This window comes from Pseudochelatococcus sp. B33 (assembly GCF_053570585.1).
Genome location: NZ_JBSEFH010000006.1, coordinates 129,430 through 153,276, shown reverse-complemented (window position 1 = coordinate 153,276; position 23,847 = coordinate 129,430). Strand labels below are relative to the sequence as shown.

Genomic DNA, 23,847 nt, shown 5'->3' with positions numbered 1-23,847 from the left:
TCCTCTCATCTGGCGGACTGTAGCAGCCGCCTTGCGCGCGTATTGTGCCGTAAATGACAGATCGGACATTCCCGGCGCCGGTCCGGATCGGGCCGCGCTCCGCGCTTCTCCCATTCGAGCGAATGACGGTCGATCGGCTGGTTCCATCCGAAGGGCAGGCGCTCCGCCGGCCGCTGTCACTCGGGCTCCTCGACGCCGGAGACGCCGTGGCGCAGATAGGCGTCCAGCGCGTCGCCGGCGTTGTCGCCCATGCCGAGTTCATGCAGGCTGCGCGCCCTGAGATAGCGCCGCATGCGCTGTTTCGGCGACGGCTGATAGGAACCGAAGCGCTCGATCGGGTCCACCCGGTCGAGTTCCTCGAGCGCGGCCAGCGCCGCCGCCCACTCGCTCATCAGGAACCGCGTCACGGCGCGTGCCAGCAGCACGTCCGCGGTGGTCTCGCCCATCAGATAGAGGGCATCGGCGAAGATGCGCGCCTGCTCGATATAGCCATGCCGGGCGAAGACGTAGATGTTCAGCAGCAGGAAGTCGCGCTCCCTGCGCCGCACCGCGCCGGAACGGGGGATTCGGGCGACGATGACATTGCTCATGCCCGGCTCATCCGCGATAGAGCGCAGCGACCGACGCGCGCACCTCCTCATCGAGGAGTTCGTTGCGGTCGATCAGCGCGACGGCACGATCGAACGTCGCCTTCTGCGCGCCGGAGCTGCGCGCCGCGAACTCGCTCAGCAGCGTCCGCGTGTCGATGCGTGCCTCCATGAGCTGGGCCGGCTGCAGCAACTCTGCGTCGATGGTCGCGGGCTGCAGCAACTCGGGCAGGCGCTCGTCCAGCGTCGGACGGTGCAGGACGTCGTGAAGCGGCCTGTATACCGGGAGATAGGCGGGCGCCAAGGCGCCGCCTTCGGGCAAGTGCGCCTCGTCCTCGATCCGCCAGCGCGAGATCGATTCGACGCCGATATCCAGATTCTTGATCTCCGAAACCATGGACGCCTCGCATGATGGATCACGGCTGCCGGACGGCCAGTCTGCGCGCGCAGGCTTGCTCCGGGCTGTCGTGAACCGGCGGGAAGGGGGCGGCCGCGGATGGGCGCGGCGCGGGGCGACATTGGCGGGGGAAGGCGTGTCCGATCCCATGCGACATGATTGACATGCATCAGATCATATATGACATTCAAGACGTCTCGATGTCGGGTCGGTTGCGGAGACAGCGTTTGACATGACACGGTTCCTGCAACTGCTGGCGAAGCGCAACGACCTTGTGCTGGCGTTCCTGCTGGTGGCGATCGTCTTCATGATGGTCCTGCCGCTGCCGACCGAACTGATCGACCTGCTCGTCGGCTTCAATCTGTCGCTCGCCGCGATCCTGCTGATGGCGTCGATGTACATCAAGGACGTGGTGCAGCTTTCCTCGTTTCCGTCGATCCTGCTGCTCACCACGCTGTTCCGCCTGGCGCTCTCCATCAGCACCACACGGCTGATCCTCCTGCAGGCCGATGCCGGCGACATCATCGAGGCTTTCGGCGAGTTCGTGGTCGGCGGCAATCTCGTCGTCGGCCTCGTCGTGTTCCTCATCCTCACCATCGTCAACTTCATGGTGATCACCAAGGGCTCGGAGCGCGTCGCGGAGGTCTCGGCGCGCTTCTCGCTCGATTCGATGCCCGGCAAGCAGATGTCGATCGACTCGGACATGCGCGCCGGCATGATCGAGCTCGACGAGGCCAAGCGCCGGCGCTCCAAGCTGGAGAAGGAAAGCCAGCTCTACGGCGCCATGGACGGCGCGATGAAGTTCGTCAAGGGCGATGCGGTCGCGGGCCTGATCATCACCGCCATCAACCTCATCGGCGGCATCAGTATCGGCGTGATGCAGAACGGTATGACCGTCGGCGACGCGATGAACCGCTATTCGCTGCTCACCATCGGCGACGGCCTCGTGACCCAGATTCCGGCGCTTTTCGTGTCGATCACGGCCGGCTTCATCGTCACCCGCGTGTCGTCGGAGGACAACTCCGACCTCGGCAGCGACATCGTCTCGCAGCTGGGCAGCGAGCCACGCGCGCTGCTGATCACGTCGGGCATCCTGTGTCTTTTCGCCATTGTTCCCGGCTTTCCGACCATCGTCTTTCTCGTGCTCGCCGCCGCCACGGGCGTGGCCGGCTTCCTGCTCCAGCGCGCGGGCAGGCGCGCTGCCGCCAAGGACGCCTCGTCCCACGACATGCCGGCGCTGGCGCCGGCCCTGGCGCAGGCGGGGCAGATGCCCTCCTTCCCCGCCGGGAACGAGAAGGAGGAGAACACGCCGATCGATGTGGTCAATTTCGCCCTCACGGTGCCGCTCATCGTCGACGTGGCGTCGAGCGTGCGCCACTCGATCCGTCCCGAAAAGCTCGACAGGGAGGTGGCGAAGGTCCGCCGGGCGCTCTATTTCGATCTCGGCGTGCCGTTCCCGGGCATCAACCTGCGGCTCAACGACAATCTGAGGGACGGCGAGTACCGCATTCTCGTCAATGAGGTTCTGGTGGCGGCGGGCGTGGCCCGGCCCGGCTACGTGCTGGTGCGCGAGAGCGAGGAGAACCTCAGGATGTTCGACATTCCGGTGGAGCGGGGCGAGGATTTCCTGCCGCGCACGCCGAGCCTGTGGGTATCGAACAGATACCTGCCGCTGCTGGAGCGCGCCGGCATTCAGGTCATGACGCTGTCGACCATGATGACCTACCACCTGGCGCATATCCTCAAGACGCATGCGTCGGAGTTCATCGGCATTCAGGAAACCATGTTCCTGATGAACCAGATGCAGAAGAACTTCGGCGAGCTGGTGCGCGAGGCGACGCGCCTCCTGCCGATCATCACCATCACCGATGTGATGCAGCGTCTCGTCGGCGAGGAGATCTCCATCCGCGACATGCGCACCATCCTGGAGGCGCTGGTAAACTGGGGCCAGCGCGAAAAGGACCCCATCGTGCTCACCGAGCACGTACGCGGGGCGCTCGGCCGCTACATCACGCAGAAGTTTTCCGCCGGGCAGAACATCATCCCCGCCTATCTGATCTCGAAGGAGATCGAGGACGTGGTGCGCGGCGCGGTGCGCCAGACCAGCGGCGCATCCTATCTCGCGCTCGCGCCCGACGTGCACCGCAAGCTCATCGCCACCATGAAGAGCGTCATCGGCGACACCAGCCGCCACGCGACGCAGCCGGTGCTGATGGCGCCGATGGACATCCGCCGCTTCCTGCGCAAGATCATCGAGCGCGATTTTCCCGAGATGCCGGTGCTGTCGTTTCAGGAGCTGTCCGCCAACGCCAATGTCCAGCCGCTTGACAGGATCAAGCTGCAAGGCCAGTTGGGCGCCGCATGAGCCGGCTTGCTGGCGTGGCGCGGGGAACGCCGGAGCGCGCCGACGGGGCGGCCCGCCGACGTGCGCCGGATTTCCACCGGCTGTCGATCTACACGGTCTGCGCCGGGCTGTCGTTCGCGCTGCTGCTGGCGGCCGGCGGCCGGCATTCCGGGATCGTCCATGGCGAGATCGTCTTCTGGCTGCTCGCGGGCTTCGCGGCTTGCGGCATGATCGTCGGCGCGGTGGCGCCGGCCATGGGCGAGGGTTTCGAGCGGGATCTCGCCGGTCCGCGTCTCGCCTTGGGGCGGCTGCCCCAGGCGGCGGTCGGCGTCGCGGCCGTGCTGGCGCTTCTCGCCACGGCGGACGGCGCATCGCCGGTCTGGCCGTCGGTGCTGGTGCTGCTGTTCGCCGGCCGGGTGCTGGTGGAAATCGCCGATCTGCGGCTGTGGCTGGCGTGGCGGGCGCCGCTGCGCCGTCATCCGGCCGCGTCGGTGCAGTCGGCGGGGGCGGCGCTGGCGTTCGGCGGCTTTCTCGCCCTCGTGTTCGAGCAGGCGGCGGCGCTCGCCATGCGTACGCCCGGCGTGCGCGCGGTTCTCCCGCAGGGCGGCGACGGCGTGCCGACGGCGGCCAGCGTCGCCGTCGATGCATTGCTCGGCGACACGCCGGTGCACCGGGCGCTCATCTACCTGTTCTTCGTGGTCGTCGCCTTTGTCGCCGACGCCTGGCGGCTGCATTGGCGCGATCGCGCCGCTCTCGCGGCGCTGGGGCGGCTGCTGGAGCATGCCGGGGATGACGGGAAAAGCGAGGGGGGTTCGGATCCCATGCTCCCGGCGGCGCTGGACAGGCTCGCGCCCCTCCACCCGGGCAGCCGCGCCCTGCTCGCCTGCCGCACGATCGCCGACGGCACCGATGCGGCCGCGCTGGCGGCGTTCCGCGCGGTGACGGACTTTCATCTGGCGTCGCGCCGGTTCGTCAAGAGCGTCGTGCCGCTGCTGCCGCTGCTCGGTTTCGTCGGCACAGTGATCGGGCTGTCGATCACGCTGGGCGAACTGCCGCGCGACACCGGCGACGGCGTGCGTGCCGCCGCCGACATCAGCGCCAGTCTCGGCGGGCTGGCGATCAAGTTTCAGACGACGCTGCTCGGGCTCGTCGGCGGCATGGTCGCCTCGACGGCGCTCAACGCGCTGGAGAAGGCGGAAACGGAGCTCATGGCCGAATGCGCGCTCATCGTCGCCGCGGCGGCTGCCCGGCCATCCGCGTCCGTCCCGCCGCCGGGCGCCTGAACGGGAGCCGGGACGATGCGCGCGACAGACGGCGCTCCCGGCCGGAACACCGGGCAGGGGGCTTCCCATGAGGCCCGATACAATCCCGGCGACGATGACGCGCCGGGGGCGGTGTCGTTCGATCCCTTCGCCGATCTGCTGCTGGGCCTCATCGCCATTCTGGTGCCGGTCATCAGCCTGCTGCTGGCGAGCGGCGCCGGCACGCCGCAGGCCGCTGACGCCGCGCTCCCGCCCGCGCACGTCATCGCGACCGCCGCCGGGCTGCGGGTGGAGGCGGATGCGGCGCGGACGCCGCCTCTCGACGTGCCGCTGGGGCATATTCTGGAGGACGAGGGACTGGCGCGCCGCCTGCGGGGCGTGCGGGACAGGGGCGAGCCCCTGCTGCTCGACATCGCGGCGGACGGCCTCGAAGCCGCGTTCCTGTTCGAGACTGTCGCCGCCCGCCACGGCCCGCCGGTCGTCCGCCAGCGGCGGCTGGAGGCGCGGACGCCGGGGGCGCGGCCATGATCGGCTGGCGCTTCGAGTTCGGCACGTTGTCCGATCTGTCGGCGACCATATTCTCGGTGTTCCTGCTGCTGCTCGTGCTGCTGATCGACACCGCCGTCGGTCCGCGCCCGGCGCAGCGCGAGGCTAGGGCGATCGAGCGCGCGCCCATGGACGCGGCGGCCATGACGGACCTGCTCTACCAGCGCCGCCTCGAGGCAGTGGGAACGCGCATCGACGTCCTGCCCGGACGCATCACGGTCGTCACACCGTCCGGGACGCTGACGCTCGCGCCGCAGGCGCTGGACGGCCCGCTGCGGGCCGGGTGGATGCCCGATCCCGTCAGCCTCTATGTCTTCGCCAACGAGTCCTACGCGCCTGTCATTGCCGTCCTGCGGGCGCGCGGGCGGGCGTGGCGCGAGTTATCCGTGCCCGCCGCACTCCGGCAAACCTCCCCCGGCGGCGAGGGCGGCTGGACAGCCGATTTTAGCGCATTGCTCGCCCGGCCCCTGCCGAAAGAAGCTTTCGTCCGTGAACTCGCCACCCTTCTGGGAGGTGGAGCCAAGCAAAGCGACATGAATACATCCGGCGACAGCGGGGACAGGGGCTCCCGATACGCGGAAGGATACAATGGTGGCGTCGGCTATATTATCGCGTTATCGACAAATATTCCGCTGGATGCTATTTTGAGTATTCTGTCGGGTGTGTCCGGCATCGGCATCATGATGCTGGTCGAGCGTCGCTCGCGCGCCCGTGCGTCGTGAGGATCCCGGCGCCACGGGCACCGGCCGGCGCGCAACGCAATGGGAGGGAGACGATCATGGCAGCAAGCGAAATCGGGCGTTACGCCTCGCCGCCCGCATTGCCCGTCGTTCCGGTGCAGCCGCCGTCCGCGCCGGAGACGCCGCCCGACGGCCAGACGGGAGCGTCCGCCGTTCGTCTCGCGCCGGTGACGTCGGAAGCGGCGGCTCAGGTGTCGGCACCCGCGTTCGACGCCCGGCCCCTCGACGCGGGCACGCCGGTTTTGGGAACGTCGATCTTCACCGCCGATCCATCTGTCGAGAATTTCGCCGAGGACTACCTCAACAAGCCCCGGAACGTGCCGCCCGAGACCGGCCGGTCCGACAACGTCAGCGCGCTGTTCTCCCGCAACAACGCCGGACGCAACACCGGCGTGCTCTGATCCTGCCCGCATCGGAACGTGTGCCCCCCCCCTTTGGGTCGATGCCTTATCGCGGGTGGATCTGCGCCCGCAGCAGCTTGGTGATGTCCTCGAGCTGGTTGGTGTTGCGGATGACCCGCGGCGTCAGCATGATCAGCAGCTCGACGCGGCGTACGCGGTCCGTGCGCGACTTGAACAGATCGCCGATGATCGGGGCATTCTGCAGCACCGGCACGCCCGTTTCCGTATCCTCGAAACGATCCTGGATGAGCCCGCCGAGCAGGATGGTCCGGCCGGACTGGCCGAGCACGTTCGACGTCACCTCGCGCGTGGCGATGACGGGGTTGCCGTTCTGGATGGTCGCGGACGGCGTGCTGACTGACTGGTTGATGCGCATCGCCACCGAATTGCTGGCGTAGATACGCGGCGTCACGTCGAGAACGATGCCGGTATCCTTGATCTCGATCTGCTGCGTCACCGTGACGTTGCCGGAGTTCTGCGACGTCTGGTTGCTGACGGCATATGAAATCTGGTCGCCGACGACGAGGCGCGCGGTCTTGCCGTCGAGCACCGTCAGGTAGGGCGAGGAGATGACCTTGATCCTGGTGACCGCCTGAAGGGCGGACATGATGGCCTCGATGCGATAATTGCCCACCTGCCCGCCGAGCGAGACGAAAGCTTTGTTGTCCCCGGTATCCTCCACCACGCCCAGGCCGCCCGCGGGCAGGGCCGATCCCGCCGTGCGGGCCGCCACGTTCGGGCCTTGCAGATACATCTGCACCCCGTGTTCGAGCTGGTCGTTGAGCTCTACTTCCACGATCATCGCCTCGATGGCGAGCTGGGATTGCGGCACGTCCATTGTGCTCAGCACGTCGCGGATGCGCTGGAAATCGGCGAAGGTCGAATAGACCATCAGCGTGTTCGTGCGCGGGTCGGGAACGATGCGCACGCTGCCCGTGTTGCTCGCCTCGGCGAGCAGGCGGCTGCCGCCGCCGGCGCTGCGCGGGCTCGCCAGCGCCTCGGCGGTCGATGAGCGCCGGTTCGCAGCCCGGCGGCCGGAGGCGTCGTTCACGAGCCCGGGCATGCTGAACCGCGGGGCCGCCTCCGAACCGAGATCGGAATCGTGCAGCATGCCTTCCTGCGGGATCGTCGGCATCCGGCGCGGCATGTCCTGCGTGGCCGCCGCCTGGCGTCCGCCGCTGCCGGTCGCGCCCGCCTCGCTGCCGCCGGCTGCGCGCTGGGCCGCACTGGCGCTACGGGTGTTCTGCGGGCTGTTCCCGGAGCCGCCGAATATCTCGTTCAGCGGCCCCGCGATTTCCTCGGCGACGAGATGGCGCAATTCGATGACGCGCAGCGTCGGCTCGTCCGTCGCCTCCCGGTCCATGAGCTGGGCCAGTTGCCGGATGCCGTTCAGCATCCCCATGTCGCGGGCCGCGATGAGGATCGCCCGCTGGCGCTCCAGCGGCACGATGGTCGGCATGTCCGCGCCGTTGGGAATCCGCGCTTCGTAGAAGGCGGTCAACTGCGCGGCGAGGCGCTCCGGCGCGCTGTGCTGCACGGGCACGACGGCCACCTTGTCGTCTCCCAGGCCGTCGCGGGAGATCGATTGCAGTGTGCGCTCGATCTGCTGGATGTCCTGGCTCGGGGCGCGCAGGATGATCTTGTCCGAGACGTTGCTCGGCATCAGCGTGACGTTGTCGGGCAGCAGGCGGCCGGCGATGCTGATGACATTGGCCGCATTGTGCTTGGCGAGCTGGACGACGCGGGTCGTCACGTCCCCGCCGTCCTCGCGGGCATTCGCCTGCAGGGCCTCGATCACCTGCGGCGAGCCGATGTGGTAGATGCCGTTCAGGTAGCGGATGGCGAGCCCGTTGCGGGTGAGGATATCCCGCACGACATAGAGAAGCTGGCTTTTGGGCACCGGTTCCTCGGTGCGGAAGGTGACCGAGCCGCCGAGATCGTCCGGGGCGATGTAGTTCACGCCGAGCGCGCCGCCGAGCAGCTGCGTCAGCACGAAGTTGATGCTGGCCCGGATGAAGTCTATCGTCACCCGCTCCTCGGGGTTGAGGGCCGGCGCGCCGGCGTTCTGGAGGTTGACGACGTCGCGGAAAACGGATTCGGGGTTGGGGGCGTAGTCGACGCGCACGCTGTCGACATAGCCGACGAAGGGCACGACATTGGGCGGCGGTCCGTTCAGCCGCGCGGTGTCGAGAACGCCCCCGGTCGGAGCGGCCTCGCCGGTGTAAAGCAACGACTGGTCGTTGCCCTGATACAGGACCGAGCGCTGGCGGGATGCGGAGAAGAAGCCGTCCTTGCAGCGGCTGCTGACAGAGCCGTCGACACCGGACACCGTACACGAGTCGCCGCTGAGCCTGCCGCAGGAGGCAAGAGTCGCGATGACGATACATGCAACCGCAAGCCGAAAAGCACGACTGAAGGTGAGCATTACTGCTTTAGCGCAAACATTACCCGAATTTCTCTCGCGATGTATCCGGGATATCGAATAGTAGCGCATAAATCATACCAGCCCGCCCGAACTCCGAACAACGGCATGAATATAGCATATGGGATTCTAAAATCACAAAACTATATTCAGTATCTATTTTAGATATTGCGTGAATTGATGGTATATGTATCAAATATTAAGATAATTTGATTTATATATGTGTGTTGTTTTTCGATACTTTGTTTTTGAGAATGCAACTATAGAAACTACCCGATTCAAATATCGGCCGTTCCCTTGTCAGAGGGTATGACCACCAATTAACTGTTTATAAACCTGCGGCTGCGGTGTGCGATGCCATCCCGTCCTTCGTGTTGGGTATCGCCCCTCCCTGTGCCGTTCGGCACAGGGAGGGGCGGCCGTTAGGGGTACGCTCCGGCAGACTGCGGCTCCCTGTATTCGCCATGCGCGTCGACGATGCCGCGGGCGGGCGCGGAGATGACGCCTGGCAGCGTCTCCATGGGCTGCGGGTGGGTGACGGGTGGCCGGCGGCGTTGCGTCGCCGGTGCGCCGCATGGTTGGGAGCTCTTGATGTCGTCGCATTCTCCTGCTCTGGGTGAGGCGTTGCTCGACTTGCCGGCACCGTGGGCAAAGACGTGGCGAAGATCCGCTCCCGTGTCTCCGGATGGCATTCGAGAGCGGCTGTCGCTGGCCCATTTTCATGCCCGTGAGCAGGCCCGCGCGGGCGAGGAGATCTTCCGTGTGGTCGTCGCCCTGCAGGACAGCGTCGTCGACGATCTGCTCCCCTCGACCCTGTCGTCGTTCACACACACGCTCCATTCCCCCCAGGGCTTTTCCCGAGATTCTGCTCAAGTCGATTCTTCTCCCGATTCATCCTGGGCGGCAGATGGTCGCGGGGCGTCCGATTCCGCGCGGGATCGTCGGCCGTTGCCCGATGCGCACGCCTGCGGGGAAGGGGAACTCCCGGATGCCGGCAGTGACGACGCGGATTGCGTGTTCGCCTTGCGCGCCCAGGCGGTTGCGCTCGTGGCGGCGGGCGACATCGGCGGCGCGATCACCGTGCTTTGCGCCCTGCTGGATTGGCCGGCGGCGCGCAACGACGCGCTTCTGGGGCTCGCCATCTGCGCGCTGCGGCTCGAGCGCCACGACGCAGCACTGGCGCTGGCGCTGGACTATCTCAAGCGCGGCGGCAAACATCCGCGCGCGCATTGCATCGTCGGCGTGTGCCATCTGCGCAAGGGCGACAGGCGCGCGGCGCAGAATCACCTCGCGATCGCCGCCCGCGCCGCGCGCGGGGATACGGCTTTTCGCGACGAACTGCGCGCGGCGCAGCGGCTGCTGATCGTGCTGAATTTCGGCCGCTAAAGCAGTTTGCGTTTAATTTGAGCATCAAATTAAACGCATGTCGCGGAAAACTACAGAAATGAGAGCGGGTTGCGCAACAGACCCTGATTCAGCAATGATGCAACCCGCTCTGAGAAAAATGCATTGAATCTGAATCGCTATTTTTCTCTATCCATTTGTTAACGCATCAAATTTTTCCAGAAAGTGCGCATACTTTTTGGTCTGATACTGTAGAGCGTTCTCCGATCAGATGATGCCATCTGATCGATCAGAATTCGCTCCAAGGAAAGCAGCGAGCGGGCGCGTGTTACCCAGCCGTTACCCGGAGGGACAACCGGCTGGCAAAGAAAGTCTCTAACGATCTGATTTGAATGGTACAGCTGGCCCGGTTCGAACGGGCGACCTCTTGATCCACAATCAAGCGCTCTAACCAACTGAGCTACAGCTGCAAAACCACTTCGGAGCAATTGCCGGATGCCGGCTGCTTCGCGTTTTCCGATCGCGTCTCCCGCCGGGGAAGAATCGGATGCTGTCCAATAGCAAGTACGCGACTGTGACGCAAGAGCGACGATGTCCGCGCCGACAATTGCGCGCCGCGTCACCGGACGGCGACGCGCGAACTGCCGGTCGGACCTTGCTCCGGGATGGAAACCGCGCGGCACCCGCCGCCCCGGGCGGATGCCTGTCCGATCACGCGGACGGGATCAGTCGCGCGTCGTCTTGCGGTCGATGGAACGGGGAGGCGTCAGCACCTCGGTGAAGAGCCGGTTCGACGTCTGCGCGATGTCCTTTAGCTGGCTGGACGTCGATTCGAACTGCCGCCGCAATTCCCGCGTCTGCACCTCCACCGCCTCGGCCAGCGACCCTGCGCTCAGCAGCCGCCGCCACAGGTCGATGGCGCCGTCCGTCTGGATACGCACCAGATCGAAGAGCTTGCTGTTGAGTTCGGTCACGCCGCGGGTCGCGATGGAGACGTTCCGCGTCCACAGTTCGCTCTGCTCGTGAAAGGCCGTGTACCCGGCGTGCGTGGCGGGAAACGCCGCCGCCGCGAGGCGGGAAGGGGCCTCGGCCGTGACATGGGCTTTGACTTGGGTCGCAGACGTCACCTGGGCCGTGGACGTGACTTGGGCAGCGGGCGTGGCCTGGGCCGTGGACGTGACTTGGGCAGCGGGCGTGGCCTGGGCCGCCACATGGATCTGGCGTACCGTAGCCGTTTCCTGGCCCGCAGTCGGGGCGGGGGCGGTTTTCGAGGCCGCCGGCTGCGTCTTTGCCGAGGCGGGCGCCGAGGTTTCCCCGGCCGTGCCGGTCACCGGCGTCTTCTTGTCGAACAGTCCGCCGACGGGCTCGCTGGCCGCACGGGCGCTCGCCGGCGCCGCGGCGGCCGGCTTGGCGTCGGCAGGTGCCGCCGCAGGCGCCCTGGGAGGCTCGACTTTGGCCGTCTCGGGCTTGGCCGTCTCGGACTTGGGCGTCTCGGACTTGGGCGTCTCGGGCTTGGGCGTTTCAGGTTTCGGGGCTTCAGGCTTCGGCGTCTCCGCCTTGGGAGGCTCAGCCTTGGGGGGCTCGGCTTTGAGGGTCTCAGCCTTGGGAGCTTCGGGCTTGGACGTCTCGGGCTTGGACGGTTCGGATTTGGGCGCCTCGGTTGCGACGGCCTTCGTTGCGGCCGGAGCCGGGCGGGTTTCTGCGGGCTTCGCGGCAGCTGCCGGCGCGCTCGGCCGGGCCGGGCTGCTTGCCTCGGCAGGCTTGGCCGTTTCCTGAGGCTTCGCTGCCTCCACGGGCTTGGCGGGTGCGGTCGCTGCCGGCGCGGGTTTCGCTGCTTCCGCGGGCTTGGCCGGCGCGGCGGGCTTCGTCTCGGCGACGGGCTTGGCAGGGGTGGGGGCCGGTGCGGACGTGCTCGCCGCTGTCGCGGGCTTGGCGGGTGCGGTCGCTGCCGGCGCGGGTTTCGCTGCTTCCGCGGGCTTGGCCGGCGCGGCGGGCTTCGTCTCGGCGACGGGCTTGGCAGGGGTGGGGGCCGGTGCGGAAGGGCTCGCCCCCGTTGCGGGCTTGGCGGGTGCGGCGGCTGCCGGAGCGGTCTTCGCGCTCGTGGCGGGGGCCGGGCTGGCGGCGGATGCGGCTGCGCCGGCCGTCGTAGGAGCCGCGCCAGTGGCCGAAGCCGTGCCCTTGTCCGAGGTCGTCGTTGTGGCTTTTGCCACGCTGGTCTTTTTTCTTCCGCCTGTCGAGGGGCTTTCGCCTGGCTTGCGCGTCGTCATGGAAATCCTGCTCCGTATAATAAATGCCAACCCTGCATCGTCGTGCACCATGGAAAATCGTGCACCTGGAGACCGGGGGCATGCCCCGAAATACGGCCACGCGGACATCCCGCACGGCATGCCTGCGCCGTTTAAAAGACGTCGGCGCTCTGTCCCCGAGGACGCGCCTGTAACCGGATCGGGCAAGTCCTCGCCCCGGTCCCGGTCATTCAGGGCCGTTCATGCAACGCGGCCGCAGAATTCCTCGACAATCCGGCATTCACCCGCCGTTCTTGGGACAGTCCCGAGATTGAAGGATGAAACAGCGCATTTGTCCATAACAGTAATGGACTTGTATGCCGATTTGCGCCAATTACGCTACGCAGGACATCGGCGGAAAATGATCGTCGTCGATGGCCGCGATCCGCCTTCCGGACGGCGGATCCCGAGCCGGACGGCTGCGCCCGAGCATGCACTCCGGCGCAGCCACGCGTTCCTTAAGCGCTGGTCTTGGTGGCTTCCTTGGTGGCCTCGCCCACGGTCTTGGAGACCTCTTTCGCGGCGTCGGTAGCGGTCTGCGTCGCTTCCTTCACGGCGGCCTGAACCTGCTGCGTGGCCTCGGTGGCGGACTTCTGGACCACGGAGCTGAAGTCGCGGGCCTGCTCCTGCAGTGCAGCGAACTGGTTCTTCAGGTACTCGTTCTGATACTGCGAAACCTCGCGCAGATCCTTGGCGCGCACGAGCTTCTCGGCAAGGTCGAAAGCCGCAGCGATGTTGGCCTCGGCGTAGGACAGCGTACGACGGGCGACTTCGTGCGTGTTGAAAGGCACGGCGGTGGACTGGTTCTCGAACGCGGCGACAGCCTTGTGCGCAGCGCTGAGGAAGCCGTCGAAAGCCTTGCGAGCCTGATCGACGCTCTTCTCGGCGAACTCGCGCAGTTCAGCCGGGATCTCGTAAGTGGGAGTGGTGTTGCTCATCGTACGGCTCCTTGGGAAATGCTGGACAAACTCGACACAAAGGCTTGTGCAATGCAATGCATATATGTTGCAGCGCAACATTGCAAGAGTGGTGTCTTACTCAATTTCTCCGCGCCATCGGCCCGAAGGGATACCCCCTTCGTGCGGTTCCGGCGTCGGCGTTGAAGAAACCGGAGCGACGGCGCGCGGTACCAACCTGCGTGAAGCCCGGGGTGCGCGCCAGCGGTAACTGCGGCCCGCCAGGGAAGCCGAGTGGCGTCCCCAGCGGCGTTAACGTTGATGCCAGCTTGCATCCGTCAGGGTACGCAGTTTTCGTGACGCTCTGAGCACAAAGATATATTAACATTTCGTTAGTCATATGTCGCGGTGCTTATGCGACGATCGAATGGATGATTCGCATGTCCCGAGGTTCGGACACGACCACGCAGCAGCTTTGGAGCGACCCGGCGCTCGCGGAACTCGTCGAGCGGGAAACCGCCGCCGTGCTCTGGTCGCTCGACGGGAGCCGGGTGATCGGCGCTTCCGTGGGGACGGCCGGGCTTGCGCCGGCGTTGCGTGCCGCTGGCGGCGAAAGCCTGCGCGGGCGCCTGCGCCGCGTCGCGGCGGCGCTGTCGGCGGGCAGCGGCGTGCGCCTCGAGCGCGTCACTCTGCCGCAGGGGTATGGCATCACCCGCCTGCTGCTCGAATGCCACCGCGTGGCGACCCAGGACGGCGAGTTCCTGCTCACCATCCTGCGCGGGCCGCTGCCGCGCCTGCCGCGCGTGGTGGTGGAGGGCCCCGCCGGCCCCGGCCCCGCGCCCGGCGCCGATGCCGCCGGTTCTGTTGTATCACGGGATCGCGGCGGCGCGGCGGGTACGCCGGGTAGACAGCCAGATATACAGCAAAGTTCGCTGGAGCGCCTGCGCGCCTTCGCCGGGCAACGGCGGACGGTCCGCTTCGTCTGGGAGAGCGACGCGGAGGGTCGGCTCACCCGGGTGTCGGGAGAGCTCGCGGCGCTCGTCGGCGATGCCGCCGGCCGGGTCGAGGACCGGCCGTGGCAGGCGCTCGTGGACGAGGGCATCGTCAGCGATCCCGATGGCGCGGTCGCGGCGGCGCTGGCGCAGCATGCGACATGGAGCGGCAAGGAGGTGCTGTGGCGTCTCGGTGACGACGCATCGGCGCTGCGTCTGCCGGTGGAGCTCGCGGGCATTCCCGTTCACGACCCCAGGCGCCGTTTCCGGGGGTATCGCGGCTTCGGCCTCGCCCGCGTTTCGCGCCTGGGCGATCCGGCGGCGGCCGCCGGGCCCGGCGATGCGCATGCCGGCGATGCGCATGGACCGCAACGGCAGGAGCCCGGTCTGCCTCGGGACGCAGAGCCCCGTGGGGAACCGCATCAAGACGAGCCGCAGCGTTCCGGGCTTTCCGAAAACGAGAAGCAGGCGTTCCGCGACATCGCCCGCGCGCTGGGCGGCGCCGCCCGGCCCGGCGCCGATGAGGCGGCGGCCGGGGAGGCGGAGCCGACGGTTCCTCCCGCCGATGGCGAGGCGACGGCGGGACGCGGCGTGCGGCGCCTGCGGCTGGTCGCTGGCGATGCGGACGGCAAGGGGCGCGGGCGTCCTTCTGCCGATGGCTTTGTGGCCGAAAGCTCCGGCGGGGAGGGTTTGGCCCCGGAGGGGCAGGCCGAAGACAAGCAGGTCGAAGACGATTGGGCCGCAGCGCCCCCGGCATGGCTGCCGCCCTATGCCGACAGCCACGAGCGCAGCCTCGCCAAGCCGGACGATCCCGATCAGGTGCAACCCGCCTTCACCGCGCCCGCGGAGCCGGGGCGGGCGGAAGCATCGCCTTCGGAAGCATCGCCTGTGGCACTTGGGCCGGATGCGCCGTCCGCCGCCGGGCCTGCCGCGGCCGCATCGGCCAACAGGGGAGCGGATGCGACGGATTCGGTCGCGCTCATCGCCAACCGGCTGCCGATCGGCATGCTGGTGAGCCGCGACGGCGAGGTGCTGTTCGTCAACCGCGCGCTGCTCGACCTGCTGGGCTATGACGACGCGCCGGCGTTCCGGCGCGCCGGCGGGCTGCGTTCGCTGTTCATGAGCACGCCCGGCGGCGGCGAGGCGCCGCTGGCGCTGCGCACCGCCTATGGCGCGCCGCTGTCGGTCGATGCGCGCATGGCCACCATCCCCTGGCGGGACACGGTCCCTGGGCGCAACCGGCCGGCGACGCTGATGTCGTTCCGCCGCGCCATCGAGCCGCGCACGGAGGCGCATCTGCGTGCGCTCGAGCGCGAACTGCGACATCAGGAAGCGCGCGTGCGTGCGCTCGACACCATTCTCGACACCGCCACCGACGGCGTCGTGACGCTCGACGGCCTCGGCCGGCTGCTGTCCATGAACCGCTCTGCCGAGGCGCTGTTCGGCTGCGAGGAGACCGACGTCGTCGGCGGGTCGTTCTGGCATCTGCTGTCGGCGCAGAGCCGCACGGTCGCCACGGCCTATTTCGAGGGGCTGCGCGCCGGCGGGCTCGCCAGCGTGCTCAACGACGGTCTGGCGGTCAGGGCGCGGGCGCCGGCGGGTTCCGCGTCGGGATCGGGCGAGATCCCGCTGATGATGATCATGGGCCGGCTCGCGCCCGATCCCGGTGACGAAACGCCCGGCGCGGGCAGGGGAGCGGCCAGGGGGGCGGCCGGGCGCGCGCAGCGCTTCTTCGCCATCCTGCGCGACGTGAGCGCCGCGCCCGGCGGCGTGCAGGCGGGCGCCGTCGGCGGCCTCCATATAAATGGACGCCGTGAATCGGGCGATCAGGCGCAGTTCCTCGCCCGCGTCAGCCACGAGATCCGCACCCCGCTCAACGCCATCATCGGCTTTGCCGAGATCATGCTGGAGGAGCGTTTCGGCCCCATCGGCACCGAGCGCTACCGCGAATACCTGCGCGACATCCACGCCTCCGGCGGGCAGGTCATCAGCCTCGTCAACGATCTGCTCGATCTGGCGCGCATCGAGGCGGGCAGGCTCGAACTCGCGCCCGCCGATGTGTCGCTGAACGACGTGGTGTCCGGCTGCGTCGGGCTGATGATGCCCCAGGCCGAGCGCCAGCGGGTGGTGCTGCGCACGAGCCTTCTGCCGGGGCTCGCCAGCGTCAACATCGACGAGCGCGCGCTGCAGCAGATCGTGCTCAACCTGCTGTCGAACGCGGTGAAGTTCACGGATGCGGGCGGACAGGTGATCGTCTCCACGGCGCAGGCCGACGACGGCGGCGCGACCCTGCGTATCCGCGACACCGGCATCGGCATGACGCGCTCGCAGGTGACGGCGGCGCTGACGCCGTTCGCGCAGCTCAACACGACGCATCTCGGCCGCCCGGACGGTGCAGGGCTCGGCCTGCCGCTCACGCGCGCGCTCGTCGAGGCGAGCGGCGGGCGGTTCGCGATCACCAGCGCACCGATGGAGGGAACGCTGGTCGAGATCGCCTTCCCGCGCGCCGAGCAGCCGGCCGGCCTGACCGCGCCGAGACCCTATCCATAGCGCGGCGTGCAAAAAACGGATACCACCTTTCAAAGTATGGGTCAGGCGCCATTGTGCCCGGGCATTGCGCCGGGGCGAACGTCCTATGACGCGCTGCCTGCCGCTGCACGTCCTGATCAACAGCGCCGGGATCATGGCCGGGCCGGAACTGGCTCGCGATACCCGCGGCACGCGATGCGGTTCTCGACCGACCACCACGGCCATTTCCGGTTGACCCTGCGGCTCTCGCCCGCCCTGGTTCGCGCGTACGGCGCCCGCCTGCCGGACTGATCCCCCGATGCTGCGCTTGCCGCTTCCGCCGCAACGTCCGGCGCTCTACCCGCCGACGGCTTCCAGCCCCTCGTCCCAATAGGGCGTGGGGCCGAAGATCTCGGCGAGATAGTCGACGAACACGCGCACCTTCTGCTCCATGTGGCGACGGCTCGGATAGACCGCGTGGACCGCCACCCGGCGCGACGCGCCGTAGCCGGGCAGCACCGTGCGCAGCCGGCCGTCGCGCAGTTCCGGTCCCACGTCCCACGTCGAGCGCAGCGCGATGCCCATGCCGGCGATCACCGCCTCGCGCACCACCTCGCTCGAATTGGTGCGCAGCGCCGCGTTGATGCGCACCAGGTGCAGGTCCTGCGGCCCTTCCGGCCCCTCCAGCCGCCAGTGGTCGGCGTTGTGGGCGATCAGCGTATGGTGCGCGAGGTCGTCGATGTGCGCCGGCGTACCGGCCCGCTCCAGATAGGCGGGCGCGGCGACCAGCAGCCGGTGATTGGGCGCGAGGCGGCGCGCCACGAGGCTTGAATCGGCGAGGTCCGCGATGCGCACCGCAACGTCGAACCCGTGCCCGACGAGGTCGATGAACTCGTCGGAGAGGTTGAGATCGACGGTGAGATCCGGATGGCGTTCCAGAAACGGCAGCAGGCGCGGGGCGATGTGCAGCCGCCCGAACGAGGTGGGGGCGGAGACCTTCAGCACGCCCCGCACCACGGCGCTGCCGCGCGCCACCCACGCCTCCGCCTCCTCGACGCTGGCGAGGATGGCGACCGCGCGCTCGAAGAGGCCCTGGCCGGCTTCGGTCAGCGTGATCTGCCGCGTGGTGCGCTGCAGCAGGCGCACCCCGAGCCGCTCCTCCAGCCGCCTGATGCGCTTCGAGATGACGGCGGTCGACAAACCCATCTCGCGCCCCGCCGCCGACATGCTGCGGGCGGTCACCACCTGCGCGAAGATATCGAGATCGCCCATCCTGTCCATGGGCGGCACTATGGTAGATTGTTAGTTTACAGGCAACAGTGGTTTTTCATTGAGTGTATTGACAGCAACGGCCGTGGCTGCTCTCGGCAGGGCTCGATATTCTGCCACGGCATTTGCCACGGTGAGGCGGTCGCGCCTCACCGCTTCTTCTGAAAGAATGCCCGCAGCATAGCCGCCGCCTCGCTCGCGCGCAGGCCGCCGTAGACCTCCGGCGCGTGGTGGCAGGTGGGCGAGCCGAACAGGCGCACGCCGTTGTCGACCGCGCCGCCCTTCGGGTCTTCCGCGCCATAGTAGAGCCGCCGGATGCGGGCGAAGGAAATCGTCGCCGCGCACAGCGGGCAGGGTTCCAGCGTCACGTAGAGGTCGCAGCCGGGCAGGCGCTCGCTCTCCATCAGGCGGCAGGCGGCGCGGATGGCGAGCACTTCCGCGTGCGCCGTCGGGTCGTTGTCGCGGCGGGTACGGTTGTGGGCGCGGGCGATCACGATGCCGTCCCGCGCCACCACCGCCCCCACCGGCACCTCGCCCGCGATTGCGGCGAGCCGCGCCTCATCGAAGGCGATCGACATGGGATCTTCAGGCAAGAGGGGCGATTGCGGTGACATTGTGATGCAACGGTTCTCCGGCATGAAATAAAAGCGCGCGTGCGGCCGGATATTATGCTTGGATGCTCTCGCGTCAATGCGATCACTCTGCTATGAGCAGCCGATGACCGACAAATCGAAGAACGAGCGACGCCCCGCTCGGCGGCCCGGCGGCGATGCTGCGCGGACGTCCAAAGGCGCTACGAGATCCGCCGGCCCGGGGAAATTCTCCGGCCGCCCGTTCGCGGGCGGCAAGGATGCGGGCGGCAAGGATGCGGGCGACAAGACCGGCGGACGCAGGTTCGGTGACGGCAAGCCCGCCGGCGGAAAATTCGGCGCAGGCAAGTTCGGCGCGGGCAAGCCCGCCCGCGGCGAGCCACGCTCCGGCCGGTCCGCTGGCGATCGCGCCGAGGGCGGCCCATCGTCCGCCGGCAAGTCTTTCGGGGGCAAGTCCTTCGGGGGCAAGTCTTTCGGGGGCAAGTCCTTCGGCAACAAGTCCTTCCGTGACAAGCCCGCAGGCGGCAAGTTCGCCGGCGGGCGCCCCGGGCGTGAAGAGCGGCCCGCGCGTCCGTTCCGTGGCGACCGTGCCGCTGCCCGCCGTCCGGAGGCCGCTTTCCCCCGCGCTGCGTTCCCCGACGTCGCGCCCGCCGAGGCCGTCCGCCCCGACGCGCCCGAGCGCATTGCCAAGGCGATGTCGCGCGCCGGCGTCGCCTCGCGCCGCGATGCCGAGATCATGGTCGCGGAAGGCCGCGTGGCGGTGAACGGGCAGGTGATCGACACCCCGGTCACGCTGGTGACGTCGAAGGATCGCATCGAGATCGACGGCGCGCCGATGCCGCGCCGCGACCGCACCCGCCTGTGGCTCTATCACAAGCCGCGCGGCCTCGTGACCACCGCCCGCGACCCCGAGGGACGGCCCACCGTGTTCGACGCCCTGCCGGAGGAGCTGCCGCGCGTGGTGACTATCGGGCGGCTCGACATCAACACCGAGGGGTTGCTGCTGCTCACCAACGACGGCGGCCTGTCGCGCGTGCTGGCCCATCCCGAAACCGGCTGGCTGCGCCGCTACCGCGTGCGCGCCTATGGCGACATCGACCAGGCGCAGCTCGACGCGCTGAGCCATGGCATCACCATCGACGACATGCACTATGGCCCGGTCGAGGCCGCGATCCAGCGCAAGCAGGGCGACAACGTCTGGCTGACGCTCGGCCTGCGCGAGGGCAAGAATCGCGAGGTCAAGCGCATCCTCGAACATCTGGGCCTGCGCGTGAACCGGCTCATCCGCGTGTCGTTCGGCCCCTTCCAGCTCGGCGATCTGCCCGAGGGCGAGCTGCAGGAGGTGCGCACGCGCATCCTCAGGGACCAGCTCGGCGAGAAGCTCGCCGGCGAGGCCGGGGCGGATTTCGATGCCGGCTCGTTCGAGCCGAGCGCGCCGCGCCCGCCGGCGGATCGCCCGGCCCGGGCCGACGGCGCCGCCGGCCGCGAGGGCCGCTATCGCAGCAAGGAGGATTTCCTCGCCCGCGCCCCGCGCGCGCAGCGCACCGCGCCCGCGCCCTACAAGCGCGAGGCCTTCGAGGAACGCTCGCGCGAGCGCGCCGTGTGGCGTGACGACGAGACGGAGGGCGGACGTCCGAGGGGAACCCGCGTTCCCCGCCGCGGCGCGGACGCCCACGCCGCGCGCGCCTTGAGCGCGGAGCGCGTGCACGAGCGCGTGGGCGCGATCACCGACCCCGACGGGCGCAAGGTGAAGGTGGAGCGCATCGTCGCCACGCCGCGCCTCGCCGAGCGCCCGGCGCGGCCCCGCCGCGAGCGCGGCGACGATACGGCCCCTGAACGCGCCTCCGGCGGTTTCCGGCCCCGCGGCGAGCGCCCGGCACGCAAGTTCGGCGAGGACCGCCCGGCGCGCCGGTTCAACGACGGCGAGCGGCCGGAACGGCGCGGCTTTGCCGACCGGGGTGCGCGTCCCGAGCGGGCCGAACGGTCCGAGGGCCGCGAGCGCTTCGCGGAACGCGGCAACCGCTTCGCCGATCGCGGCGAGCGCCCCGCCGAGCGCAGGCCCGCCCGAGAGGGATTCGCGGCGAAGGCCGAGCGCTCCTTTGGCGAGCGTTCCCCTGGTAAGGGAGAGTTCGGCAAGGAGCGATCCGGACGGGAACGGTTCGACAGGGGCAACGCCGACAAGCGCCCGTTCGACAAGCGTGATGACCGTCCGGCGGGCAAGTCCTTCACGGGCAAGTCCTTCACGGGCAAGTCCTTCACGGGCAAGTCCTTCGGCGGCAAGCCGTTTGCGGGTAAGCCATTCGGTGGCAAATCGTCCGCTGGCAAATCGTCCGCTGGCAAGTCCGGTGCTGGTCGTCCCTCCGCTGGCCGTCCTTCTTCCGGCCGGCCCGGCGGCGGGTCGCGGCCGCCGCGCAAATACTGACGGAGCCTGAGAGCCTTGCGCATCGTCGCCGGCCGCTTCAAGGGCCATGCGCTGGCCGCGCCGAAGTCGGACGCCATCCGCCCGACGTCCGACCGCCTGCGCGAGGCCATCTTCAACGTGCTCGCCCATGCCTACGACGATCCGGTGACCGGCGCGCGTGTGCTCGACCTGTTCGCCGGCACCGGCGCGCTGGCGCTGGAGGCGATCTCGCGCGGCGCCGCCTTCGCGCTGCTCGTGGACGAGGGCGCGGAGGCGCGCGGCCTGATCCGCACCAATACGGATGCGCTGGGCGTCGGTGGCTTCACCCGCATCTACCGCCGCGACGCCACGCGGCTCGGGCCGGCCAAGCCGCTGGAGCCGTTCTCGCTGGTGTTCTGCGACCCGCCCTACGGCAGGGGGCTCGCCGAGAAGGCCCTCGCCTCGGCGCTCGAAGGCGGCTGGCTGATGGCGGATGCGCTGGTGCTGGTCGAGGAGGCGGCAAGCGCCGATTTCACCTTTCCGCCCGGCATCGCGGAGATCGAGCGGCGCGACTACGGCGACACGCGGCTGTTCATCGGCCGGCGGGGCTGAGGGAGTGGGCAATGCGCACGGTCGAGGCGGCGGATATCCTGCGGCTTGCGTGCGAGGACCAGGTGAGGTGCGTTTCGCCCGGGCACTGATCGATGGTCCTGATCGGCTGGCTCGGCCGCGGCAGCCGCTTCGCCGGCCTCGGGCTCGGCGAGGTGTGCTGCTGTTCGACGCGATCCGCACTGTCGCGACCGCGCCCATCGGCGCCCACGCGATCTTCGCCGACGCGGTCGACGACCGGGCGGCGGCATTCTACTTGGCGTTCGGCTTTATCCCGCTCATCGATCGCCCGCACAAGCTCTGCCTGCCGGTCGCCGTCGCCGCCGGGCTCATCCGGGGGTGACCGGCGCGCGAAAACCGGGGAGAGCCCTCAGCTGCGCCCGAACAGCCGCTCGATATCGGTGAGCTTCAGCTCGACATAGGTCGGGCGGCCGTGGTTGCACTGGCCGGAGAAGGGGGTCGACTCCATCTCGCGCAGCAGGGCGTTCATCTCGTCCGGGCGCAGCCTGCGGCCCGCGCGCACGGAGCCGTGGCAGGCCATGGTGGCGAGCACGTGGTCGAGCCGTTCTTCGAGCGCGCGCGCGTCGCCCCATTCGGTCAGCGTGTCGGCGACGTCGCGCACCAGCCCCTTGATGTCGCCGCCAACGAGCGCCGCCGGCACCTCCTGCACCGCCACCGCGCCCGCGCCGAAGCCTTCCACCACCAGGCCGAGGGAGGCGAGAATGTCCGCGTGCGCCAGCAGCCGGTCGGCCTCGGACGGGTCGAGCTCGACCACCTCCGGGATCAGCATCAGCTGGCGGGCGATGCCGGCAGCCGCGCGCTCGCGCTTGAGCCGCTCGTAGACGAGCCGCTCGTGCGCCGCGTGCTGGTCGACGATGACGATGCCGTCCGTGGTCTGGCTGATGATGTAGTTCTCGTGCACCTGCGCCCGCGCCGCGCCGAGCGGCTGCGCCTCCTCGGTGGTGGAAACGGGGACTTCGCCCGCGCGCATATCGGCGGTGGGCGCGAAAACGGGCGGTGCCGGGGCGGCTGGATCGGGCGCGTGGCCGAACGGCGCCTGCCGCGTTTCCGCGAAGCCGCCGAACGCCGGCCCCAGTGGGTCGATCGGCGCCTGCCAGCCGGCGAAGCCGCCGGCAGTCGGCCGGGGATGTTCCGGGAGCGGCGCGTAATCCGACAGGCCCGAATGGAGGCGCAGTTGCGTCGCCGCCACCTGTGGCCGCAGGGCGGCGAGCGTGCGCGTTCCCCCGGTGGAGGAGGCGAGGTGGCCGGCGCCGGCGATCGCCTGCTTGAGCGCGCCCACGATCAGCCCGCGCACCAGGCCCGGATCGCGGAACCGCACCTCGGACTTGGCCGGATGCACGTTGACGTCGACGAGGCGCGGGTCGCATTCGATGCGCAGCACGAGCGCCGGATGGCGGTCGGCGGGCAGGAAGTCCATGTAGGCGGCGCGCACGGCGCCGGCGATCAGCTTGTCGCGCACCGGCCGGCCGTTGACGGTGGCGTGTACGTGCGCCGCCGTGCCGCGATGGTAGGTCGGCAGGCCGGCGAAGCCGCGCACCATCACGCCCTCCCGCTCGGCGTCGATGGGCAGCGCATTGGGCGCGAAGTCCTCGCCGATGAGGCGCGCGAGCCGGCGCAGCAGCGCTGCGTCGCCGTCACCCTCCGCCGGCAGGTCGATGGGGGAAAGGTGTTCGCCGGCCATGGAGAAGCGCACGCCGGGGTGGGCCAGCGCCAGCCGCTTCACCGCCTCGGCCGCGGCCTGCGCCTCGGCGCGGTCGGTCTTGAGGAACTTGAGCCGCGCCGGTGTGGCCGAGAACAGGTCCGTCACCTCGATGCGGGTGCCGCGCGCGGCAGGCGCCGGACGCACCGCCTCCCTGCGCCCGCCGTCGACCACGATCGACCAGCCGTTGGCGTCATCGCCGTTGCGGGTGACGATGGCAAGCCGCGCCACCGCGCCGATGGAGGGCAGGGCCTCGCCGCGAAAGCCGAGCGTGCGGATGTCGAAGAGGTCACCCTCGGGCAGCTTCGACGTCGCGTGCCGCTCGACGGCGAGTTCGAGATCCTGCGCCGACATGCCTTGGCCGTCGTCGGTGACGCGGATGAGCCGCTTGCCGCCCGCCTCCACCACCACCTCGATGGTGCGCGCGCCGGCGTCGAGCGCGTTCTCGACGAGTTCCTTGATCGCGGCGGCCGGGCGCTCGATCACCTCGCCCGCCGCGATCCGGTCGATCAGCACGGGCTCCAGGCGGCGAACGGCGGCGGCGCGGCCGGTCAT

At 68.9% G+C, this 23,847-nt stretch carries 19 protein-coding genes and 1 tRNA gene; 11 read left to right on the top strand and 9 right to left on the bottom strand.

Features of this window, described 5'->3' with window-relative positions; genetic code table 11:
• Positions 1-176 precede the first annotated feature (176 nt).
• Both ACUSIJ_RS08410 and sctX read right to left on the bottom strand, forming a co-directional pair.
• Positions 177-590: a hypothetical protein gene (locus ACUSIJ_RS08410; RefSeq protein ID WP_449307927.1), complete on the bottom strand. Its 414-nt coding sequence runs from the start codon at positions 588-590 to the stop codon at positions 177-179.
• A 7-nt stretch (positions 591-597) separates the two neighbouring features.
• A complete protein-coding gene (gene sctX / locus ACUSIJ_RS08405; RefSeq protein WP_449307926.1) occupies positions 598-984 on the bottom strand; it encodes a type III secretion apparatus assembly protein SctX in 387 nt (128 codons plus the stop codon).
• A gap of 232 nt (positions 985-1,216) precedes the next feature.
• Between sctX and sctV the strand changes: the two genes are divergently transcribed.
• From sctV to ACUSIJ_RS08380, 5 genes are read left to right on the top strand one after another with little or no spacing between them, the layout of a single operon-like run.
• Positions 1,217-3,349, top strand: coding sequence for a type III secretion system export apparatus subunit SctV (sctV, locus tag ACUSIJ_RS08400; RefSeq protein WP_449307925.1), 2,133 nt, complete (start codon positions 1,217-1,219; stop codon positions 3,347-3,349).
• A complete protein-coding gene (locus ACUSIJ_RS08395; RefSeq protein ID WP_449307924.1) occupies positions 3,346-4,611 on the top strand; it encodes a MotA/TolQ/ExbB proton channel family protein in 1,266 nt (421 codons plus the stop codon). The genes sctV and ACUSIJ_RS08395 overlap by 4 nt, the downstream gene beginning before the upstream one ends.
• Positions 4,612-4,626: 15 nt before the next feature.
• On the top strand, positions 4,627-5,118 hold the full coding sequence (locus tag ACUSIJ_RS08390) for a hypothetical protein (RefSeq protein WP_449307923.1): 492 nt from the start codon (positions 4,627-4,629) through the stop codon (positions 5,116-5,118).
• Positions 5,115-5,858: a hypothetical protein gene (locus ACUSIJ_RS08385; RefSeq protein WP_449307922.1), complete on the top strand. Its 744-nt coding sequence runs from the start codon at positions 5,115-5,117 to the stop codon at positions 5,856-5,858. Before ACUSIJ_RS08390 ends, ACUSIJ_RS08385 begins: the two co-directional genes overlap by 4 nt.
• A gap of 56 nt (positions 5,859-5,914) precedes the next feature.
• Positions 5,915-6,277: a hypothetical protein gene (locus ACUSIJ_RS08380; RefSeq protein WP_449307921.1), complete on the top strand. Its 363-nt coding sequence runs from the start codon at positions 5,915-5,917 to the stop codon at positions 6,275-6,277.
• 46 nt (positions 6,278-6,323) lie between these two features.
• On the opposite strand, the gene ACUSIJ_RS08375 is transcribed toward ACUSIJ_RS08380, so the two are convergent.
• Positions 6,324-8,606 carry a secretin N-terminal domain-containing protein gene (locus ACUSIJ_RS08375; RefSeq protein WP_449307920.1) on the bottom strand — a complete coding sequence of 761 codons (2,283 nt, stop codon included), beginning with the start codon at positions 8,604-8,606 and terminating at the stop codon, positions 6,324-6,326.
• A gap of 684 nt (positions 8,607-9,290) precedes the next feature.
• Between ACUSIJ_RS08375 and ACUSIJ_RS08370 the strand changes: the two genes are divergently transcribed.
• On the top strand, positions 9,291-10,085 hold the full coding sequence (locus ACUSIJ_RS08370) for a hypothetical protein (RefSeq protein ID WP_449307919.1): 795 nt from the start codon (positions 9,291-9,293) through the stop codon (positions 10,083-10,085).
• Between the two features lie 351 nt (positions 10,086-10,436).
• On the opposite strand, the gene ACUSIJ_RS08365 is transcribed toward ACUSIJ_RS08370, so the two are convergent.
• The 3 genes from ACUSIJ_RS08365 to ACUSIJ_RS08355 all read right to left on the bottom strand — a co-directional run bounded on the left by ACUSIJ_RS08365 (position 10,437) and on the right by ACUSIJ_RS08355 (position 13,266).
• A tRNA-His gene (locus tag ACUSIJ_RS08365) sits at positions 10,437-10,513 on the bottom strand.
• A 255-nt stretch (positions 10,514-10,768) separates the two neighbouring features.
• Positions 10,769-12,253: a phasin family protein gene (locus ACUSIJ_RS08360; RefSeq protein WP_449307918.1), complete on the bottom strand. Its 1,485-nt coding sequence runs from the start codon at positions 12,251-12,253 to the stop codon at positions 10,769-10,771.
• A gap of 533 nt (positions 12,254-12,786) precedes the next feature.
• Positions 12,787-13,266, bottom strand: coding sequence for a phasin (locus ACUSIJ_RS08355; RefSeq protein WP_449307917.1), 480 nt, complete (start codon positions 13,264-13,266; stop codon positions 12,787-12,789).
• 398 nt (positions 13,267-13,664) lie between these two features.
• On the opposite strand from ACUSIJ_RS08355, the gene ACUSIJ_RS08350 reads away from it, so the two are divergent.
• Together ACUSIJ_RS08350 and ACUSIJ_RS08345 are read left to right on the top strand one after the other, a co-directional pair.
• Positions 13,665-16,766 (top strand): ATP-binding protein, encoded by a 3,102-nt coding sequence (locus tag ACUSIJ_RS08350; RefSeq protein ID WP_449307916.1) that lies wholly within the window; start codon positions 13,665-13,667, stop codon positions 16,764-16,766.
• An 85-nt stretch (positions 16,767-16,851) separates the two neighbouring features.
• Positions 16,852-16,980 carry a hypothetical protein gene (locus ACUSIJ_RS08345; RefSeq protein WP_449307915.1) on the top strand — a complete coding sequence of 43 codons (129 nt, stop codon included), beginning with the start codon at positions 16,852-16,854 and terminating at the stop codon, positions 16,978-16,980.
• A gap of 101 nt (positions 16,981-17,081) precedes the next feature.
• Here ACUSIJ_RS08345 and ACUSIJ_RS08340 read toward each other — a convergent pair whose 3' ends face one another.
• Positions 17,082-18,005, bottom strand: a complete 924-nt coding sequence (locus tag ACUSIJ_RS08340) for a LysR family transcriptional regulator (protein WP_449307914.1) — start codon at positions 18,003-18,005, stop codon at positions 17,082-17,084.
• Between the two features lie 137 nt (positions 18,006-18,142).
• Positions 18,143-18,571, bottom strand: a complete 429-nt coding sequence (locus ACUSIJ_RS08335; protein WP_449307913.1) for a nucleoside deaminase — start codon at positions 18,569-18,571, stop codon at positions 18,143-18,145.
• A 139-nt stretch (positions 18,572-18,710) separates the two neighbouring features.
• On the opposite strand from ACUSIJ_RS08335, the gene ACUSIJ_RS08330 reads away from it, so the two are divergent.
• The 3 genes from ACUSIJ_RS08330 (at position 18,711) to ACUSIJ_RS08320 (ending at position 21,915) form a co-directional block, all read left to right on the top strand.
• A complete protein-coding gene (locus tag ACUSIJ_RS08330; protein ID WP_449307912.1) occupies positions 18,711-21,005 on the top strand; it encodes a pseudouridine synthase in 2,295 nt (764 codons plus the stop codon).
• 15 nt (positions 21,006-21,020) lie between these two features.
• On the top strand, positions 21,021-21,575 hold the full coding sequence (rsmD, locus tag ACUSIJ_RS08325) for a 16S rRNA (guanine(966)-N(2))-methyltransferase RsmD (RefSeq protein ID WP_449307911.1): 555 nt from the start codon (positions 21,021-21,023) through the stop codon (positions 21,573-21,575).
• A gap of 154 nt (positions 21,576-21,729) precedes the next feature.
• Positions 21,730-21,915 (top strand): hypothetical protein, encoded by a 186-nt coding sequence (locus tag ACUSIJ_RS08320; protein WP_449307910.1) that lies wholly within the window; start codon positions 21,730-21,732, stop codon positions 21,913-21,915.
• 27 nt (positions 21,916-21,942) lie between these two features.
• Here the strand turns inward: ACUSIJ_RS08320 and mutL are convergent, their stop codons facing one another.
• Positions 21,943-23,847, bottom strand: a complete 1,905-nt coding sequence (gene mutL / locus ACUSIJ_RS08315; RefSeq protein ID WP_449307909.1) for a DNA mismatch repair endonuclease MutL — start codon at positions 23,845-23,847, stop codon at positions 21,943-21,945.

What these genes read in the sequence shown, in the direction of transcription:
- ACUSIJ_RS08410 (WP_449307927.1), bottom strand. Translation starts at nt 590, where the DNA reads ATGAGCAATGTCATCGTCGCCCGAATCCCCCGTTCCGGCGCGGTGCGG.
- sctX (WP_449307926.1), bottom strand. Translation starts at nt 984, where the DNA reads ATGGTTTCGGAGATCAAGAATCTGGATATCGGCGTCGAATCGATCTCG.
- sctV (WP_449307925.1), top strand. Translation starts at nt 1,217, where the DNA reads ATGACACGGTTCCTGCAACTGCTGGCGAAGCGCAACGACCTTGTGCTG.
- ACUSIJ_RS08395 (WP_449307924.1), top strand. Translation starts at nt 3,346, where the DNA reads ATGAGCCGGCTTGCTGGCGTGGCGCGGGGAACGCCGGAGCGCGCCGAC.
- ACUSIJ_RS08390 (WP_449307923.1), top strand. Translation starts at nt 4,627, where the DNA reads ATGCGCGCGACAGACGGCGCTCCCGGCCGGAACACCGGGCAGGGGGCT.
- ACUSIJ_RS08385 (WP_449307922.1), top strand. Translation starts at nt 5,115, where the DNA reads ATGATCGGCTGGCGCTTCGAGTTCGGCACGTTGTCCGATCTGTCGGCG.
- ACUSIJ_RS08380 (WP_449307921.1), top strand. Translation starts at nt 5,915, where the DNA reads ATGGCAGCAAGCGAAATCGGGCGTTACGCCTCGCCGCCCGCATTGCCC.
- ACUSIJ_RS08370 (WP_449307919.1), top strand. Translation starts at nt 9,291, where the DNA reads ATGTCGTCGCATTCTCCTGCTCTGGGTGAGGCGTTGCTCGACTTGCCG.
- ACUSIJ_RS08355 (WP_449307917.1), bottom strand. Translation starts at nt 13,266, where the DNA reads ATGAGCAACACCACTCCCACTTACGAGATCCCGGCTGAACTGCGCGAG.
- ACUSIJ_RS08350 (WP_449307916.1), top strand. Translation starts at nt 13,665, where the DNA reads ATGTCCCGAGGTTCGGACACGACCACGCAGCAGCTTTGGAGCGACCCG.
- ACUSIJ_RS08345 (WP_449307915.1), top strand. Translation starts at nt 16,852, where the DNA reads ATGACGCGCTGCCTGCCGCTGCACGTCCTGATCAACAGCGCCGGGATC.
- ACUSIJ_RS08340 (WP_449307914.1), bottom strand. Translation starts at nt 18,005, where the DNA reads ATGGACAGGATGGGCGATCTCGATATCTTCGCGCAGGTGGTGACCGCC.
- ACUSIJ_RS08335 (WP_449307913.1), bottom strand. Translation starts at nt 18,571, where the DNA reads ATGTCGATCGCCTTCGATGAGGCGCGGCTCGCCGCAATCGCGGGCGAG.
- ACUSIJ_RS08330 (WP_449307912.1), top strand. Translation starts at nt 18,711, where the DNA reads ATGACCGACAAATCGAAGAACGAGCGACGCCCCGCTCGGCGGCCCGGC.
- mutL (WP_449307909.1), bottom strand. Translation starts at nt 23,847, where the DNA reads ATGACCGGCCGCGCCGCCGCCGTTCGCCGCCTGGAGCCCGTGCTGATC.